The 13,185-nt window shown below is 35.4% G+C and carries 13 protein-coding genes; 6 read left to right on the forward strand and 7 right to left on the reverse strand.

Going from position 1 to position 13,185, the window contains the following annotated elements; translation table 11 throughout:
* Positions 1-4: 4 nt before the first annotated feature.
* Complete coding sequence (locus A0O34_RS08430; RefSeq protein ID WP_054512301.1) at positions 5-1,030, reverse strand: rod shape-determining protein; 1,026 nt, start codon at positions 1,028-1,030, stop codon at positions 5-7.
* A 400-nt stretch (positions 1,031-1,430) separates the two neighbouring features.
* Between A0O34_RS08430 and hemA the strand changes: the two genes are divergently transcribed.
* The 6 genes from hemA to hemE are packed head-to-tail and all read left to right on the forward strand — an operon-like array spanning position 1,431 to position 6,660.
* Entirely contained in the window at positions 1,431-2,705 is a 1,275-nt protein-coding gene (hemA, locus tag A0O34_RS08435) for a glutamyl-tRNA reductase (RefSeq protein ID WP_066753702.1), read from the forward strand.
* A complete protein-coding gene (hemC, locus tag A0O34_RS08440; RefSeq protein WP_066753704.1) occupies positions 2,692-3,603 on the forward strand; it encodes a hydroxymethylbilane synthase in 912 nt (303 codons plus the stop codon). Before hemA ends, hemC begins: the two co-directional genes overlap by 14 nt.
* 46 nt (positions 3,604-3,649) lie before the next feature.
* Complete coding sequence (locus tag A0O34_RS08445) at positions 3,650-4,231, forward strand: DUF1287 domain-containing protein (RefSeq protein WP_066753705.1); 582 nt, start codon at positions 3,650-3,652, stop codon at positions 4,229-4,231.
* Between the two features lie 9 nt (positions 4,232-4,240).
* Positions 4,241-4,897 carry a peptidoglycan recognition protein family protein gene (locus tag A0O34_RS08450; RefSeq protein ID WP_066753706.1) on the forward strand — a complete coding sequence of 219 codons (657 nt, stop codon included), beginning with the start codon at positions 4,241-4,243 and terminating at the stop codon, positions 4,895-4,897.
* Entirely contained in the window at positions 4,897-5,580 is a 684-nt protein-coding gene (locus A0O34_RS08455; protein ID WP_066753708.1) for a uroporphyrinogen-III synthase, read from the forward strand. Before A0O34_RS08450 ends, A0O34_RS08455 begins: the two co-directional genes overlap by 1 nt.
* Before the next feature lie 48 nt (positions 5,581-5,628).
* Complete coding sequence (hemE, locus tag A0O34_RS08460; protein ID WP_066753709.1) at positions 5,629-6,660, forward strand: uroporphyrinogen decarboxylase; 1,032 nt, start codon at positions 5,629-5,631, stop codon at positions 6,658-6,660.
* 115 nt (positions 6,661-6,775) lie between these two features.
* Here hemE and A0O34_RS08465 read toward each other — a convergent pair whose 3' ends face one another.
* The 6 genes from A0O34_RS08465 to A0O34_RS08490 all read right to left on the reverse strand — a co-directional run bounded on the left by A0O34_RS08465 (position 6,776) and on the right by A0O34_RS08490 (position 13,181).
* Positions 6,776-7,408 (reverse strand): NAD(P)H-dependent oxidoreductase, encoded by a 633-nt coding sequence (locus A0O34_RS08465; RefSeq protein WP_066753710.1) that lies wholly within the window; start codon positions 7,406-7,408, stop codon positions 6,776-6,778.
* A 142-nt stretch (positions 7,409-7,550) separates the two neighbouring features.
* Positions 7,551-8,369, reverse strand: coding sequence for a T9SS-dependent choice-of-anchor J family protein (locus A0O34_RS08470; RefSeq protein ID WP_066753713.1), 819 nt, complete (start codon positions 8,367-8,369; stop codon positions 7,551-7,553).
* Positions 8,370-8,542: 173 nt separating this feature from the next.
* A complete protein-coding gene (locus A0O34_RS08475) occupies positions 8,543-9,763 on the reverse strand; it encodes a cysteine desulfurase (protein ID WP_066753715.1) in 1,221 nt (406 codons plus the stop codon).
* Positions 9,764-9,923: 160 nt separating this feature from the next.
* Positions 9,924-10,562 carry a 50S ribosomal protein L25/general stress protein Ctc gene (locus tag A0O34_RS08480; protein WP_066753717.1) on the reverse strand — a complete coding sequence of 213 codons (639 nt, stop codon included), beginning with the start codon at positions 10,560-10,562 and terminating at the stop codon, positions 9,924-9,926.
* A 55-nt stretch (positions 10,563-10,617) separates the two neighbouring features.
* A complete protein-coding gene (locus tag A0O34_RS08485; RefSeq protein WP_066753719.1) occupies positions 10,618-11,556 on the reverse strand; it encodes a ribose-phosphate pyrophosphokinase in 939 nt (312 codons plus the stop codon).
* 86 nt (positions 11,557-11,642) lie between these two features.
* Positions 11,643-13,181: an SGNH/GDSL hydrolase family protein gene (locus A0O34_RS08490; RefSeq protein WP_066753721.1), complete on the reverse strand. Its 1,539-nt coding sequence runs from the start codon at positions 13,179-13,181 to the stop codon at positions 11,643-11,645.
* Positions 13,182-13,185 lie beyond the last annotated feature (4 nt).

Genomic DNA, 13,185 nt, shown 5'->3' on the forward strand with positions numbered 1-13,185 from the left:
AAAATTATTTAATTAAGAAATTGAATTTATCCATATTCTTAAGCGCAATACCCGTTCCGCGAACTACAGCTCTTAACGGATCTTCTGCCACGAAAACAGGAAGACCAGTCTTTTTGTGCAGTCTGTCTGCCAAACCTCTCAATAAAGCACCACCACCAGCAAGATAAATACCTGTTTTGTAGATATCTGCTGCCAATTCCGGAGGTGTTAAAGAAAGAGTTTCCATTACAGAATCTTCAATTCTTATGATAGATTTGTCCAGCGCACGAGCAATTTCTTTATAGCCAACCATAATTTCTTTTGGCTTACCAGTGATAAGGTCTCTACCTTGTACCGGGATATCTTCAATATCAACATCAAGATCTTCCACAGCAGAACCAACTTCAATTTTCACTCTTTCAGCTGTTCTTTCTCCGATGTAAAGATTATGGTGTGTTCTTAGGAAATAAGCAATATCATTTGTAAATACATCACCTGCAATTTTTACAGATTTATCACAAACAATACCTCCTAAAGCGACCACAGCAATTTCTGTAGTACCGCCACCTATGTCGATGATCATATTTCCTTCAGGTTTCTGAACATCAATCCCAACTCCTATTGCAGCTGCCATTGGTTCGTAGATCAACCTTACTTCTTTTGCATTTACTTTTTGAGCAGAATCTCTTACCGCTCTTTTTTCAACCTCCGTAATTCCGGAAGGAATACAGATAACAATTCTTAAAGCCGGCTGAATAAATCTACCTTTGATCCCAGGAATTTTTTTGATAAATTCCTTAATCATGTGCTCAGAAGCGTGGAAATCTGCAATAACACCGTCTTTCAAAGGACGGATCGTCTTAATATCTTCGTGAGTTTTCCCCTGCATATGCTTCGCCTGTTCACCTACTGCGATCGGTTTACCGGTAGAACGCTCAATTGCAACAATTGACGGCTGATCTATAACAATTTTATTATTATGGATGATAAGCGTGTTGGCAGTTCCTAGGTCTATCGCAATTTCTTGCGTAAACATATCGAATAAACTCATATTTTTCTTCTGATTTTAAGAATACAAAGATATAAATTTAACGCCACTAACGAAATTCCATAAGCATATAATTTGGTTAAAATTTTATTAAATTTTTCAATATTCTATTAACTTTTGCATTAATCAATTACAGACTTTAAGTGAAATAAGGTTTAAGATACTTTTGGATGGAAGTAAGAAGCCGGAAATTGAGCCTTTTTTAATAATAAAAAGGCAAATTTGCTCATAAAAAAATCATCAAATTAAATTTTGAAATTATTTTAGCATAAAACGCGAAATTTTCATTTTTCATACCAATTCAAAGCTTATTTAGAAGCATCCCAAAATAGTTTTTTACGATAATTATCATATACATTATCAGAAAGGGGTTAACAAAAAAAGCGTTAAATTTGCATCGCTTATGTTACAATATTCCAATATAAATCAAACTTCAAATTTTGCGGTTCTTTCTATAAGCTATGAAAAGGCTGATGGAGAAACTCGCGGGAAATTTGCATTTTTTGATGAAAATATTAAAAATTTTGTCTCCCAAATTCATGATGAAAATTTAGGCGATGCTTTTGTGGTTTCCACTTGTAACAGAACCGAAATTTACACCACTTCTCCGAATTACCTTTTGGTAGCCGAAGAATACTGTAAAACGATCGGGGTAAATATCACAGATTTTCTTCAGTTTGCCAATATTTTAACCAAAGAAGAAGCTTTGAAACATCTGTTCAGAGTTGCTGCAGGTTTGGAAAGCCAGATCATTGGTGACTTCGAGATTATCGGACAGATCAAAAAAGCTTACAACCGTTTTAAAAAAGAAAGACAGAATTCTAATCCTTATCTGGAAAGAGCGATCAACTCGGCGATCCAGATCTCGAAGAGAATTAAAAACGAAACAGGAATCTCCAACGGAGCGGCTTCCGTTTCTTATGCTGCCGTTCATTATATTTTAAACAGTCAAAAAAGAATTACCGAGAAAAATATTCTTTTACTTGGAGTTGGAGAAATTGGGCAAAATACAGTTGAGAATCTTGTAAAACATGTTTTCCAGCCGAAAATAAAAATAGCAAACAGAACTCAGGAGAAAGCTGAAAAGATATCTGAAAAATACAACATTCCTCATGTTGACTATTTTGATTTTGACAACGAGTTGAAAAACACAGATATCCTTATCGTTGCTACCGGAGCCAAAAAACCTATCATCAATGCTTCTCACTTCCCGAACGGAAAAGAAACATTAATTATTGATCTTTCCATCCCTCATAACGTAGATAAAGATGTTACGACGAATGAAAATGTAACCTTAGTTGATGTTGATGAACTTTCAAAACAGATTCAGGAAACCATCCAGCAGAGAGAAAAAGAAATCCCAAAAGCCGAATCTATTATCAAAGAAATGGCAAAAGAGTTTCTTGAGTGGGAAAAAAAGAGAAAATTAGCACCAAATATTCACCATTTCAAAGCCGTTCTTAAGAATATGGAACGCAACGAGATGCATAATTTTTACCGAAAAAATAAATATATAAACATCACAGATATGGAGCTTTCTGAGAAAATGATTCAGAAAATCACCAATCGTTTTGCAAAATATATCATCGATAATCCTTGGAAAGCCGAAGAAATTAGTAAATTAATGCACGAAATATTAGTTGAACAACCAAACAACGAATTCAATGAAAAGCATTAGAATCGGAACGAGAAATTCCGCCCTTGCACTTTGGCAGGCAAGAGAGGTTGCCAGGCACCTACAAAACAATAATTATTTAACCGAGATTGTACCTATCGTTTCTTCTGGCGATAAAAATCTTAATCAACCCCTTTATTCTTTAGGAATCACAGGTGTTTTTACAAGAGATCTGGATATTGCATTATTAAATGATGAGATCGACATCGCCGTTCACTCTTTAAAAGATGTACCTACACTTCTTCCGGAAAATGTTGAGCTTATCGCTTATCTTGAAAGAGATTTCCCTCAAGATGTATTAATAAGAAAGGAAGCATCCAGAACGAAAGAGTTTCACGAGTTGAAATTGGCAACAAGCAGCTTGAGAAGAAGAGCTTTTTGGTTAAGAAATTATCCTCACGCTGAATTTTCAGATATCCGTGGAAATATCCAAACTCGTCTACAAAAATTAGAAGATCAGGATTTTGACGCTACTATTTTATCTTTAGCAGGAATCAAAAGAATGAAAATGGACATTGATTATGAAATGCTTCCATTAATGATCCCCGCTGCGTCGCAAGGTGTAATTGCTGTTGCAGGGCATTCTGACAAGAAAGAAATCAACGAAATTTTAAGCAAAGTAACCAATCATAAACCAACGCAAATCTGTGTTGAGATCGAAAGAAATTTCCTAAGCACTCTAGAAGGAGGCTGTACCGCACCAATCGGAGCGTTTGCTGAATTTTTTGGAGACCAGATTCGTTTTAAAGCGGCACTTTGTTCATTAGATGGTAAAAACTGCATTGCTACAGACGAAAACTTCGAATATAATGAGTCTGAAAATTTTGGAGAAAAATTCGCAAAAATAGTTCTTGAAAACGGAGGAAAAGAATTGATGGCCGAAATTAAAGCTTCTTATTAAGAACTTTTAAGCATATTTGTACCTTTATATTTTAACGTACAAAATCATGAAAAAGGCTCTATTTTTATTACTCCTCGCATTCTGTGTGTTTACTGCAAATGCACAGAATAAATTTGCGCTTCAATTATCTAACGCCGCTTTGGGGATTATAGACAAGACGATCACTTACGACCCTACTTATTTTATCCTTACCTATCCCAATGGAGATGTTCCTTCGGATAAAGGCGTATGCACAGATGTTGTTATCAGAGCCTACAGAAAAGTTGGTATTGATCTGCAAAAAGAAGTTCATGAGGATATGGCGAAAAATTTTTCAAAATATCCAAAGACCTGGAAGTTAAAAAAGCCTGACACCAATATTGATCACAGAAGGGTTCCTAATTTGATGGTCTTCTTTTCTAAATTTGGAAAAGTAAAATCAATTGAAACCAATCCTACATTTTATATTCCGGGTGACATTGTTACTTGGGTTTTACCTGGCAACCTAACCCATATTGGAATTATTGTGAATAAAAAATCTGCAGACGGAAAAAGGTTTTTGATCGTACATAATATAGGAAGCGGACAGGTTATGGAAGACGTACTTTTTAAATATACCATTACAGGACATTATCAATACTCTAAATAAACTACTTTTATGAAAAATCTTTTTTATGCTTTATTCGTATTGATAATTTGCTCTACGAAGGCTCAAACCAATGAATTTAAGATAATTAATAAGCCTATTGAATATTCTACGGAAAGAACGCGCCTAAGTTTGGAGTATCTTAAGGATCATTATCAGATTGTTCAAAAGTCTCCAACTATTTCACCTAAAATAATCGTATTACATTATACTGCAGGTGGAACTGTTGAAACCAATTATAAGTATTTCAATAAAACCCATCTGGAATCTGCCCGAAATGTTTTGAAAAAACAAAGTACATTAAATGTTTCGTCCCAGTTTATTGTAGACAGAGACGGCACCATCTATCAACTTATGGAGCCCAATATGTTTGCAAGACACACGATTGGTCTTAATTATTGCGCAATAGGCATTGAAAATATCGGAAGTAAACAGCAACCGCTTACCGAAAAGCAAATTGCTTCGAACGCTCAATTAATTAGATTTTTAACCAAAAAATACGATATAGAATATTTAATCGGGCATTCAGAATATGGTATCTTTAGAAATTCTAAACTTTGGAAAGAAACTGACCCAAATTATTTTACAATAAAAGACGATCCCGGGAAAGATTTTATGAAAAAAGTAAGACTGTTAGTTACTGATTTACATTTAAAAGACAGACCTTAATGAAAATTTTATTCACCAAAAACATAGATCAATCAATTTTATCCCAGCAATTAGGAGAGGACATTTTGGTGGATTGTGTTGAGGTTATTAAGACCAACCCTATTCGGATCAATTCTTTTGATTTAAAAAATTCTTCTCTTATTTTCACAAGTGTGAACGGTGTAATTTCCTTTTTCAACAATCAATTTAAGCCTAATGAAGATTTTACAGCGAAAAACTACAATAAAATATATTGTGTGGGCGAAAAAACAAAAAGAGAATTAAGAAAAAACGGTTTTGGAACTTTTAAGGTATTGAAAAATGCTGAAACGCTTTCAAAATTCATCATTACTCACTGCCAGCATGAAAAGTTTCTTCATTTCTGTGGTAACTTAGCTATTGATGTTCTCGACAAAGAACTTCCGTTGCAAAATATCAAATACAATAAAGTCACAGTTTATAATACCGAAGAAATCAATCCTTTGGTACCTGAAAAATATCATGCTATAGTTTTTTTTAGTCCAAGTGGAGTTCGTAGTTTTGCAAATCAGAATTCTTTGGAAGGAATGACGCTTTTTTCGATCGGCGAAACCACTTCCAACGAACTAAGAAAATACACCCAAGAGAAGATTTATACTTCCGTGGGCAACAGTCTCGTATCTATCTTTGAATTAATACGAAAGACCGTTAAAAACAATCTTTAAAATGTGATTGCCCGAAGGTAACGAACGGCAGTAATAGTCTAATAAATTATGATTAAAAACGACCTATATTTAAAAGCACTTCGCGGAGAAACCGTAGAAAGACCGCCAGTTTGGATGATGAGACAAGCCGGAAGATATTTGCCGGAATTCATTGCTCTTCGTGACAAATATGACTTCTTCACTAGATGTCAGACTCCCGAATTAGCTTCTGAAATCACAGTACAGCCAATCCGCAGATTTCCTTTGGATGCTGCTATTTTGTTTTCTGATATTTTAGTAGTTCCTCAAGCAATGGGAATTGACTTTAAAATGAAGGAAAATGTTGGTCCGTGGTTAGACAACCCGATCAGAACAATGGAAGATGTTCAGAATGTTATTGTTCCCGATGTGAATGATACCCTAGGATACGTTTTTGATGCCATTGAACTAACTTTGATAAAACTAGACAATGAAATTCCATTGATCGGTTTTGCGGGTTCCCCTTGGACAATTCTTTGCTACTGTGTGGAAGGAAAAGGAAGTAAGGCTTTTGATATTGCAAAGTCTTTCTGTTTCCAACAGCCGGAAGCTGCTCATTTATTACTTCAAAAAATCACAGATACCACGATTGCTTATCTTAAAAGAAAAGTAGAAAAAGGAGTTTCTGCGGTACAGATCTTTGATTCTTGGGGAGGAATGCTTTCTCCTGCAGATTATCAGGAATTCTCTTGGCAATACATTAATCAAATTGTTGAGGCTTTAAGTCCGCTTTCTCATGTTGTGGTATTTGGAAAAGGATGTTGGTTCGCTTTGGAAGATATGACGATGTCTCCGGTTTCAGCTTTGGGTGTTGACTGGACGATCAAACCAGAGCTTGCAAGAACATTGACCAATCATACAATGACACTTCAAGGGAATTTTGATCCGGCGAGATTACATTCTACACCTGAAACCATCAAGAAAATGGTGACTGAAATGATCAACCGTTTCGGAAAAGACAGATATATTGCAAATCTTGGTCACGGGATTTTACCTAATATTCCGGTGGAAAATGCAGAAGCTTTTATTAGAGCTGTTGTGGAGTGGAAACCGAATAATTAAACTTGATATTATTGAAACCTTCAAGGTTTTAAAAACCTTGAAGGTTTAATTCCCATAAAACAAAATCCCTTTCAAATTCTGAAAGGGATTTTTCTATGAATAAAATATATAATAATTAGTTAATCTCTGTAATGAAATCTTCTTTAGACTTTCTTACTTTCGCAAGATTCACCAACCAGTCGTTGGATGCTTCTCTGTAACCGATTGGTAACAATAAAACACTTTTTAGTCCTTTCTCTTTTAAGTTTAAAACCTCATCAACAGCTTCCGGAGAAAAACCTTCCATTGGCGTTGAATCTACTTCTTCAAAAGCTGCCGCAATAATTGCTGCTCCGAAAGAAATATAAGCTTGTTTTGCTGCATGAGTGAAGTTTTCTTCAGCAGATCTTTGAGGATAAGTACCCAACAGCATCTGTCTGTAATTTTCCCAACCTTCATTTTTGAAACCTCTGATTTCATTCGTAAGATCGAACATATTATTGATTCTTTCTTCCGTATAGTTATCCCAAGCTGCAAAAACCAAAAGGTGCGAACAATCCGTGATCTGTGGTTGGTTCCATGCATGTGGCTTGATTTGTTCTTTCACTTCCTTATTCGTGATCACAATGATCTCGAAAGGCTGTAATCCGCTTGAAGTTGGAGCTAATCTGGCTGCTTCCAATATTTTATCTACCTTTTCCTGAGGTACTTTTTCACCGTTCATTGCTTTGGTCGCAAATCTCCAGTTTAATTTTTCTATTAATTCCATTAAATAAATTTTACGCAACAAAATTAGTTGGAATTAGTATAAACTCGGAGTCGAAAAATCAAATTTGATGTATTGTTAAAATCTATTATTTAGAATGAGTTTTAATTGTATAAAAAAAGCCTCCAAATTGAAGGCTTTACTTTTATTTTTTAAGAATTTTCTTTGTGATGACTTCTTTTCCATTATCAATTAAGATCATGTAAGTTCCGTTTGGCAGATCAGAAAGATTATATTTTTCAGATTTTCCTTCGAAAGTTTTCACTTTTTTTCCGGACATATCCATTACGCTTACTTTGGTATTTTTTAAATCATCAGACTTAATGAAAAGATCATCTTTTACAGGATTTGGATATACTTTAACCTTATCAGAAGCCGAAACCTCCGAAGTTCCCAATGTAGTCGTTGCCGAAATAACAACATCATCTACTGCTACTCCAAACGAATAATCTCCTACATCATCATACACAAATCTGAGTCGGAAATTAGGATTAGCATAAGGCGTTAGATCAATATTTGTAGCAATCTCATAAGTAGTAAGTACATAGGTAAGTGTATTAAAATCAATATCCCATACCCCTGCATCACCTGAAAAAGTAAATATCTGAACCCAAGAAGTTCCGTTAAAAGCCTCAACTTTCAGAGTTGTATCGTCCTGGTAAATCATATTGGCATATTTAAAGGATAATTTCGGGCTGGAGGCTGCTGTAAGATTAATAATAGGCGAAACCAATCTGGCATTCGTGTTTATACCTGATGGTCCCGCATCGTCATCATCAAAAAAAGCAGTTCCGTTTGGAAAGGAAGCAAACCCGGATTGAGTTCCGACTGCCCAATTATAGGTGGTATCGGGATTATTCACCGTCCATCCTGAAGGCAAAGCTGCCGTATCAAAGTTCTCTGAAAACAATTGAGCATTGGCCATCCCGCAGACCAAGACTAAAGGAAGTAATATTTTTTTCATGGTAATCGTTTTATATAGCTCAAATTTATAAAATAATTATTTAAAATTAAATATAACAATCACATAATCAACAATAATTGATTATAAATAAAATAATTCACATTTGCAAAACAAAAAATCACCCCTCAAAAATGAAGGGTGATCGTATTTTAATTAAAATAATGTAAAGTCTTTTAAGAAAGCATTCTCTGTGCTTTTTTTACCCCTTCCACCAAAGAATCAATCTCTTGGAAAGTATTGTAAATCGCAAAACTTGCTCTCACAGTTCCTGCAATATTGAAGAAATCCATTATAGGTTGTGTACAATGGTGTCCTGTTCTTACAGCAATGCCCATTTTGTCAAGAATCATCCCAACATCAGAAGAAATCCCTGTTCCTTCCAGATTAAAGGAAACAACGCCTGTTCTGTTGGCTTTTTCACCATAAACTTTTAGGTTTTCTATTTCTAATAATTGTCTTTGAGCATATTCCAACAAAGCATTTTCATGATTTTGGATGGTCGATTGTCCTACTTTTTCAATAAAATCTATCGCAGCACCAAGAGCAATATTTCCTCCAACATTTGGTGTTCCGGCTTCATATTTAAACGGTAAGCCCGCGTAAGTAGTCCCGTCAAAAGAACACGTTGCAATCATCTCTCCTCCTCCATGAAACGGAGGCAAATCTTCTAAAATCTCCTGTTTCCCGTATAAAATACCTGTTCCCATCGGAGCATACATTTTATGACCAGAAAAAACAAAGAAATCACAATCCATTTTCTGAACATCGATCGTGAAATGCGGAGCCGACTGAGCACCATCGATTATAATATAAGCATCAGAATTTTTTCTTGTTTTAGCAATGATCTCTTCAATCGGATTTACAATTCCTAATGCATTGGAAACCTGATTTACAGAAACAACTTTCGTTTTTTCGCTTAAATATTGATCAAGATAATCTAACTGAAGAATCCCGTTTTCATCAATTGGAATAACACGAAGTTTCGCGCCTGTTCTTTCACAAAGTAGTTGCCAAGGAACGATATTTGAGTGATGCTCAAGGTAAGAAATGATAATTTCATCATCCTTTTTAAGCTTCTGAGTTAAAATATAAGCAATGAGGTTTAATCCTTCCGTTGTTCCTTTTGTAAAAATTACTTCAAAATCATGTTTAGCATTAATGAATTTCTGAACCTTTCTTCTTGAAAGCTCCATTTCTTCTGTTGCTAACTGACTTAATGTATGAATTCCTCTATGTACATTAGCATTAAGCTCGGTGTAATATTTATTCCAAACTTCTAAAACTGAATTTGGTTTTTGAGATGTTGCTGCATTATCTAAGTAAACTAATGGCTTACCGTTCACCTGCTGGTTTAATATAGTAAACTGACTTCTTATTTCTTGAATGTCAAACATTTATTAAAATTTTAAATTAAAATGCTCTTATTTAGAACACTTCAAATTTACGGCTTTTTTTTCGAAAGAAAATTGAATGAACACGATTATAGATTTAATCTAAAAATAAAAAACCTGCCAAAATACATTGACAGGTTTTATATTGTGATTAAGAAATTTCTTATTCAGCTGCTGCTTCTTCAGTTGCAGGAGCATCTCCTTCAGCCACAACTTCTTCTTCATCGTCATCATCTGCCGCTGCTGCACCTTTCGCTGCATTTCTAGACATTTTAACAGCTACTACAACTGCATTGTCCGGGTGTACGAAAGAATAACCTTCAGCTTTGATAGTTCCAACATAAAGTTTGTTACCAATTTTAAGAGAAGTAATATCTACTACGATCTCGTCTGGCAAGTTTGCAGGAATAGCTTTTACTTTCAATTTTCTGAAAGACTGACGTAAAACACCACCAGCTACAACACCTTTAGAACGACCAGTGATTCTTACAGGAACTTCCATAACTACTGGCTTATCGTCAGATAATCTGTAAAAGTCTGCGTGAATAATTTTGTCTGTAATTGGGTGGAACTGAATATCTTGAAGAACAGCAGGAATTACCTGTCCGTCAACTTCAATAGATACCGTGTGTGCTTCAGGAGTATATACCAAACCTTTGAACGCTTTCTCTGTTGCAGAGAAGTTCAATGGCTCACCACCTCCGTAAACAACACAAGGAACTAATTCAGCATCACGTAAAGCTTTTGTCGACTTTTTGCCCACGCTTTCTCTTTTTGTACCTTGAATTGTAATTGATTTCATTTATAAAAATTTAAAATTTTGTTTAAAGTTTAATTTGCAAACGGCTAATTATCAATTAAATAACAAACTTACTGCTAATTGATTGATGTTCGTGAACCATCTTCATAACGTCCGCAAATAGAGGGGCGCAAGATAGCACTTTTATTTTAGTTGTCAAATTATTTTTCAAAGGAATTGAGTCAGTTACAATAACTTCCAATAATTTTGAGTTCTCAATATTATCGTAAGCCTTGCCTGAAAGTACTCCGTGAGTAGCCATTGCTCTTACAGATTTTGCACCTTTTTCCATTAAGATATCTGCAGCTTTACAAAGTGTTCCCGCAGTATCGATCATGTCATCAATAAGGATAACATTTTTTCCTACAACATCTCCGATAAGGAACATTTCTTCGATTACATTTGCTTTTTTTCTTTCTTTGTAAGCAATTACAACGTCTGCGCCTAAGTGACCTGCATAGTTTTTTGCTCTTTTTGCTCCACCCATATCCGGAGAAGCAATGGTAAGATTATCAAGATTCATATCTCTGATGTAATCTACGAAAATTGTAGAAGCATATAGATGATCAACCGGAATTTCAAAGAATCCCTGAATCTGATCCGCGTGCAGATCCATCGTCATGATTCTTGTTGCTCCCGCAGCAGTTAAAAGATTTGCCACCAATTTAGCTCCGATAGGTGCTCTTGGCTTGTCTTTTCTGTCTTGTCTTGCCAACCCGAAATACGGAAGTACAACGGTAATACTTTTAGCAGAAGCTCTTTTTGCTGCGTCAATCATTAAAAGAAGCTCTAAAAGATTGTCTGCCGGCGGAAATGTAGAAGCAATAAGGAAAACTCTTCCTCCTCTTACAGATTCGTCTAGCACAGGTTCAAATTCACCATCGCTGAACTCCTGAATGATGATTTTCCCTAATTCTTTCCCATAATGTTGGGCAATTTTTTCTGCCAAGACCTTACTCGTTCTTGTAGAAAATAGATAACTTAACTGATTGGCCATTTTTACTTTTTAAAAGATTTTGCAAATTTATAAAAAAACCACAAGAATTACTCCTTGTGGTTCATATGTTTTTATTTTCCTTTTTACTAAGGGAATTTCACACCCGAATATTTATTCGGATCTACCCATGGCAGTGTAGATTTATAAGTAGCGTTTATTGACTTAATAAATTCATTAGCAATAATTGCATACCCTCTACCCGTAAGGTGCACTCCGTCTAAAGAGAAAGCTCCTCCTGTAACGAATTTAGCAGTATACTTCACACCATCCCAAGAAACTCCTGACTGAGATCCAAGCTCATTCATTTTCTTATTAGCATCAACAAAAGCATAGCCTTTTGAAGCTGCTGCAGCTTTAATTGTTACGTTATAAGCATCAATAGCTGTGTTAATTTCTGTAATTTCAGATGGAATCAAAATATATTTATCTGCAAACGGGAAAGCAATACCCCTAGCCGATAGAGCAGCTAAAGCAGTAGGTTCAGTTTTGCCAATTTCAGCTTTTGTAGTTAAAGGCACTAAATCTCCAGCTTTCGCCTGTCTTGCCTGCCCATAAGTGTTACCAAGATAAGTAGCTAAAGCAACCAACTGAGCATTTCCTGAAGCAGCCGCCGCCGCTGTAATCTGAACCTTTAGATCAGTTAAACTTTCATCCTTAATAAGTAAAGGATTTGCAGCAGTTTTAGAAAGAGGTTTAATTCTATCTCCAGCTCCAAATGCAGTTAAGATCTGATTTAATGGTCCGTATAGGTTTGTATTTAAATTATCAATATTCGCTTCACCTGCAGCAACATTTCCATTTCCTAAAACAGCAGATGTAAGAGGATTTGTAGGAATCGTTGTTAACGAAGGAATAGAAGTTACACTAGGAATATTTGCAACAACCCCTTTAGCATTTGTAGTAGCAATCTCAGAAATCAATAAATTATAATATTGAGCAAACTGAGCCGGAGGTGTTAAAGTCTCCACAGAAGTATCTGCACCAGCTAAGGCATAAAGTAAAGCATCATTATTTCCAATCCATAAAGAAAAGAATGTAGGATTTTGAGCTTTAAAATCAGCAATAACCGAAGTTGTTGGACTTGAAGCAAATCTTACGAAATAAGGATTAGCCGTTTTTAGCAAAACTCCCGAAACATTTCCGTAACCCGGAGCTAATAAATGAGCAACTTTTGCTCCCGGAACCCCCATATTATTGAAAGGACCAGCCAAAACAGTATTTGTTAAAGTCGTTGCAACGTTATTATTAGCATTTTTTATGTCCGGAGCACCTGCAATAAAGCTATCAATATAAAGTTTTGTAGTAGCAATCTGTACATTTGCACCAACATTCAGAAGAAGACCTCCGTTGTTATCTGCCATTAAAGGCTGTCTGAAATCTCCTCCACCAACAAGCTTCATTTGCTGAGCGATCATTGAAGGGTAAGATTCATTTTGTCCATCAATATAAAGAGCACCGTCTCTATAACCAGAGGTTAATGAGTTTCCTAAAGAAACATACTTAGTAAAATCAGCGTCACCTTTAGAAACCTGAACATCCTTTACGTCTGTATCAAATTCATTTTCGCAACTCGTTGTAAAAAGTAACGCGGAAATAGCGATTGTAGAAATTATAATTTTTTTCATAGTC

The organism is Chryseobacterium glaciei (assembly GCF_001648155.1).
GTDB lineage: Bacteria > Bacteroidota > Bacteroidia > Flavobacteriales > Weeksellaceae > Chryseobacterium > Chryseobacterium glaciei.

Bases quoted from the DNA above. Each gene is read 5' to 3' on its own strand.
- A0O34_RS08430 (WP_054512301.1), bottom strand. From the start codon at position 1,030: ATGAGTTTATTCGATATGTTTACGCAAGAAATTGCGATAGACCTAGGA.
- hemA (WP_066753702.1), top strand. From the start codon at position 1,431: ATGTTACAATATTCCAATATAAATCAAACTTCAAATTTTGCGGTTCTT.
- hemC (WP_066753704.1), top strand. From the start codon at position 2,692: ATGAAAAGCATTAGAATCGGAACGAGAAATTCCGCCCTTGCACTTTGG.
- A0O34_RS08445 (WP_066753705.1), top strand. From the start codon at position 3,650: ATGAAAAAGGCTCTATTTTTATTACTCCTCGCATTCTGTGTGTTTACT.
- A0O34_RS08450 (WP_066753706.1), top strand. From the start codon at position 4,241: ATGAAAAATCTTTTTTATGCTTTATTCGTATTGATAATTTGCTCTACG.
- A0O34_RS08455 (WP_066753708.1), top strand. From the start codon at position 4,897: ATGAAAATTTTATTCACCAAAAACATAGATCAATCAATTTTATCCCAG.
- hemE (WP_066753709.1), top strand. From the start codon at position 5,629: ATGATTAAAAACGACCTATATTTAAAAGCACTTCGCGGAGAAACCGTA.
- A0O34_RS08465 (WP_066753710.1), bottom strand. From the start codon at position 7,408: ATGGAATTAATAGAAAAATTAAACTGGAGATTTGCGACCAAAGCAATG.
- A0O34_RS08470 (WP_066753713.1), bottom strand. From the start codon at position 8,369: ATGAAAAAAATATTACTTCCTTTAGTCTTGGTCTGCGGGATGGCCAAT.
- A0O34_RS08475 (WP_066753715.1), bottom strand. From the start codon at position 9,763: ATGTTTGACATTCAAGAAATAAGAAGTCAGTTTACTATATTAAACCAG.
- A0O34_RS08480 (WP_066753717.1), bottom strand. From the start codon at position 10,562: ATGAAATCAATTACAATTCAAGGTACAAAAAGAGAAAGCGTGGGCAAA.
- A0O34_RS08485 (WP_066753719.1), bottom strand. From the start codon at position 11,556: ATGGCCAATCAGTTAAGTTATCTATTTTCTACAAGAACGAGTAAGGTC.
- A0O34_RS08490 (WP_066753721.1), bottom strand. From the start codon at position 13,181: ATGAAAAAAATTATAATTTCTACAATCGCTATTTCCGCGTTACTTTTT.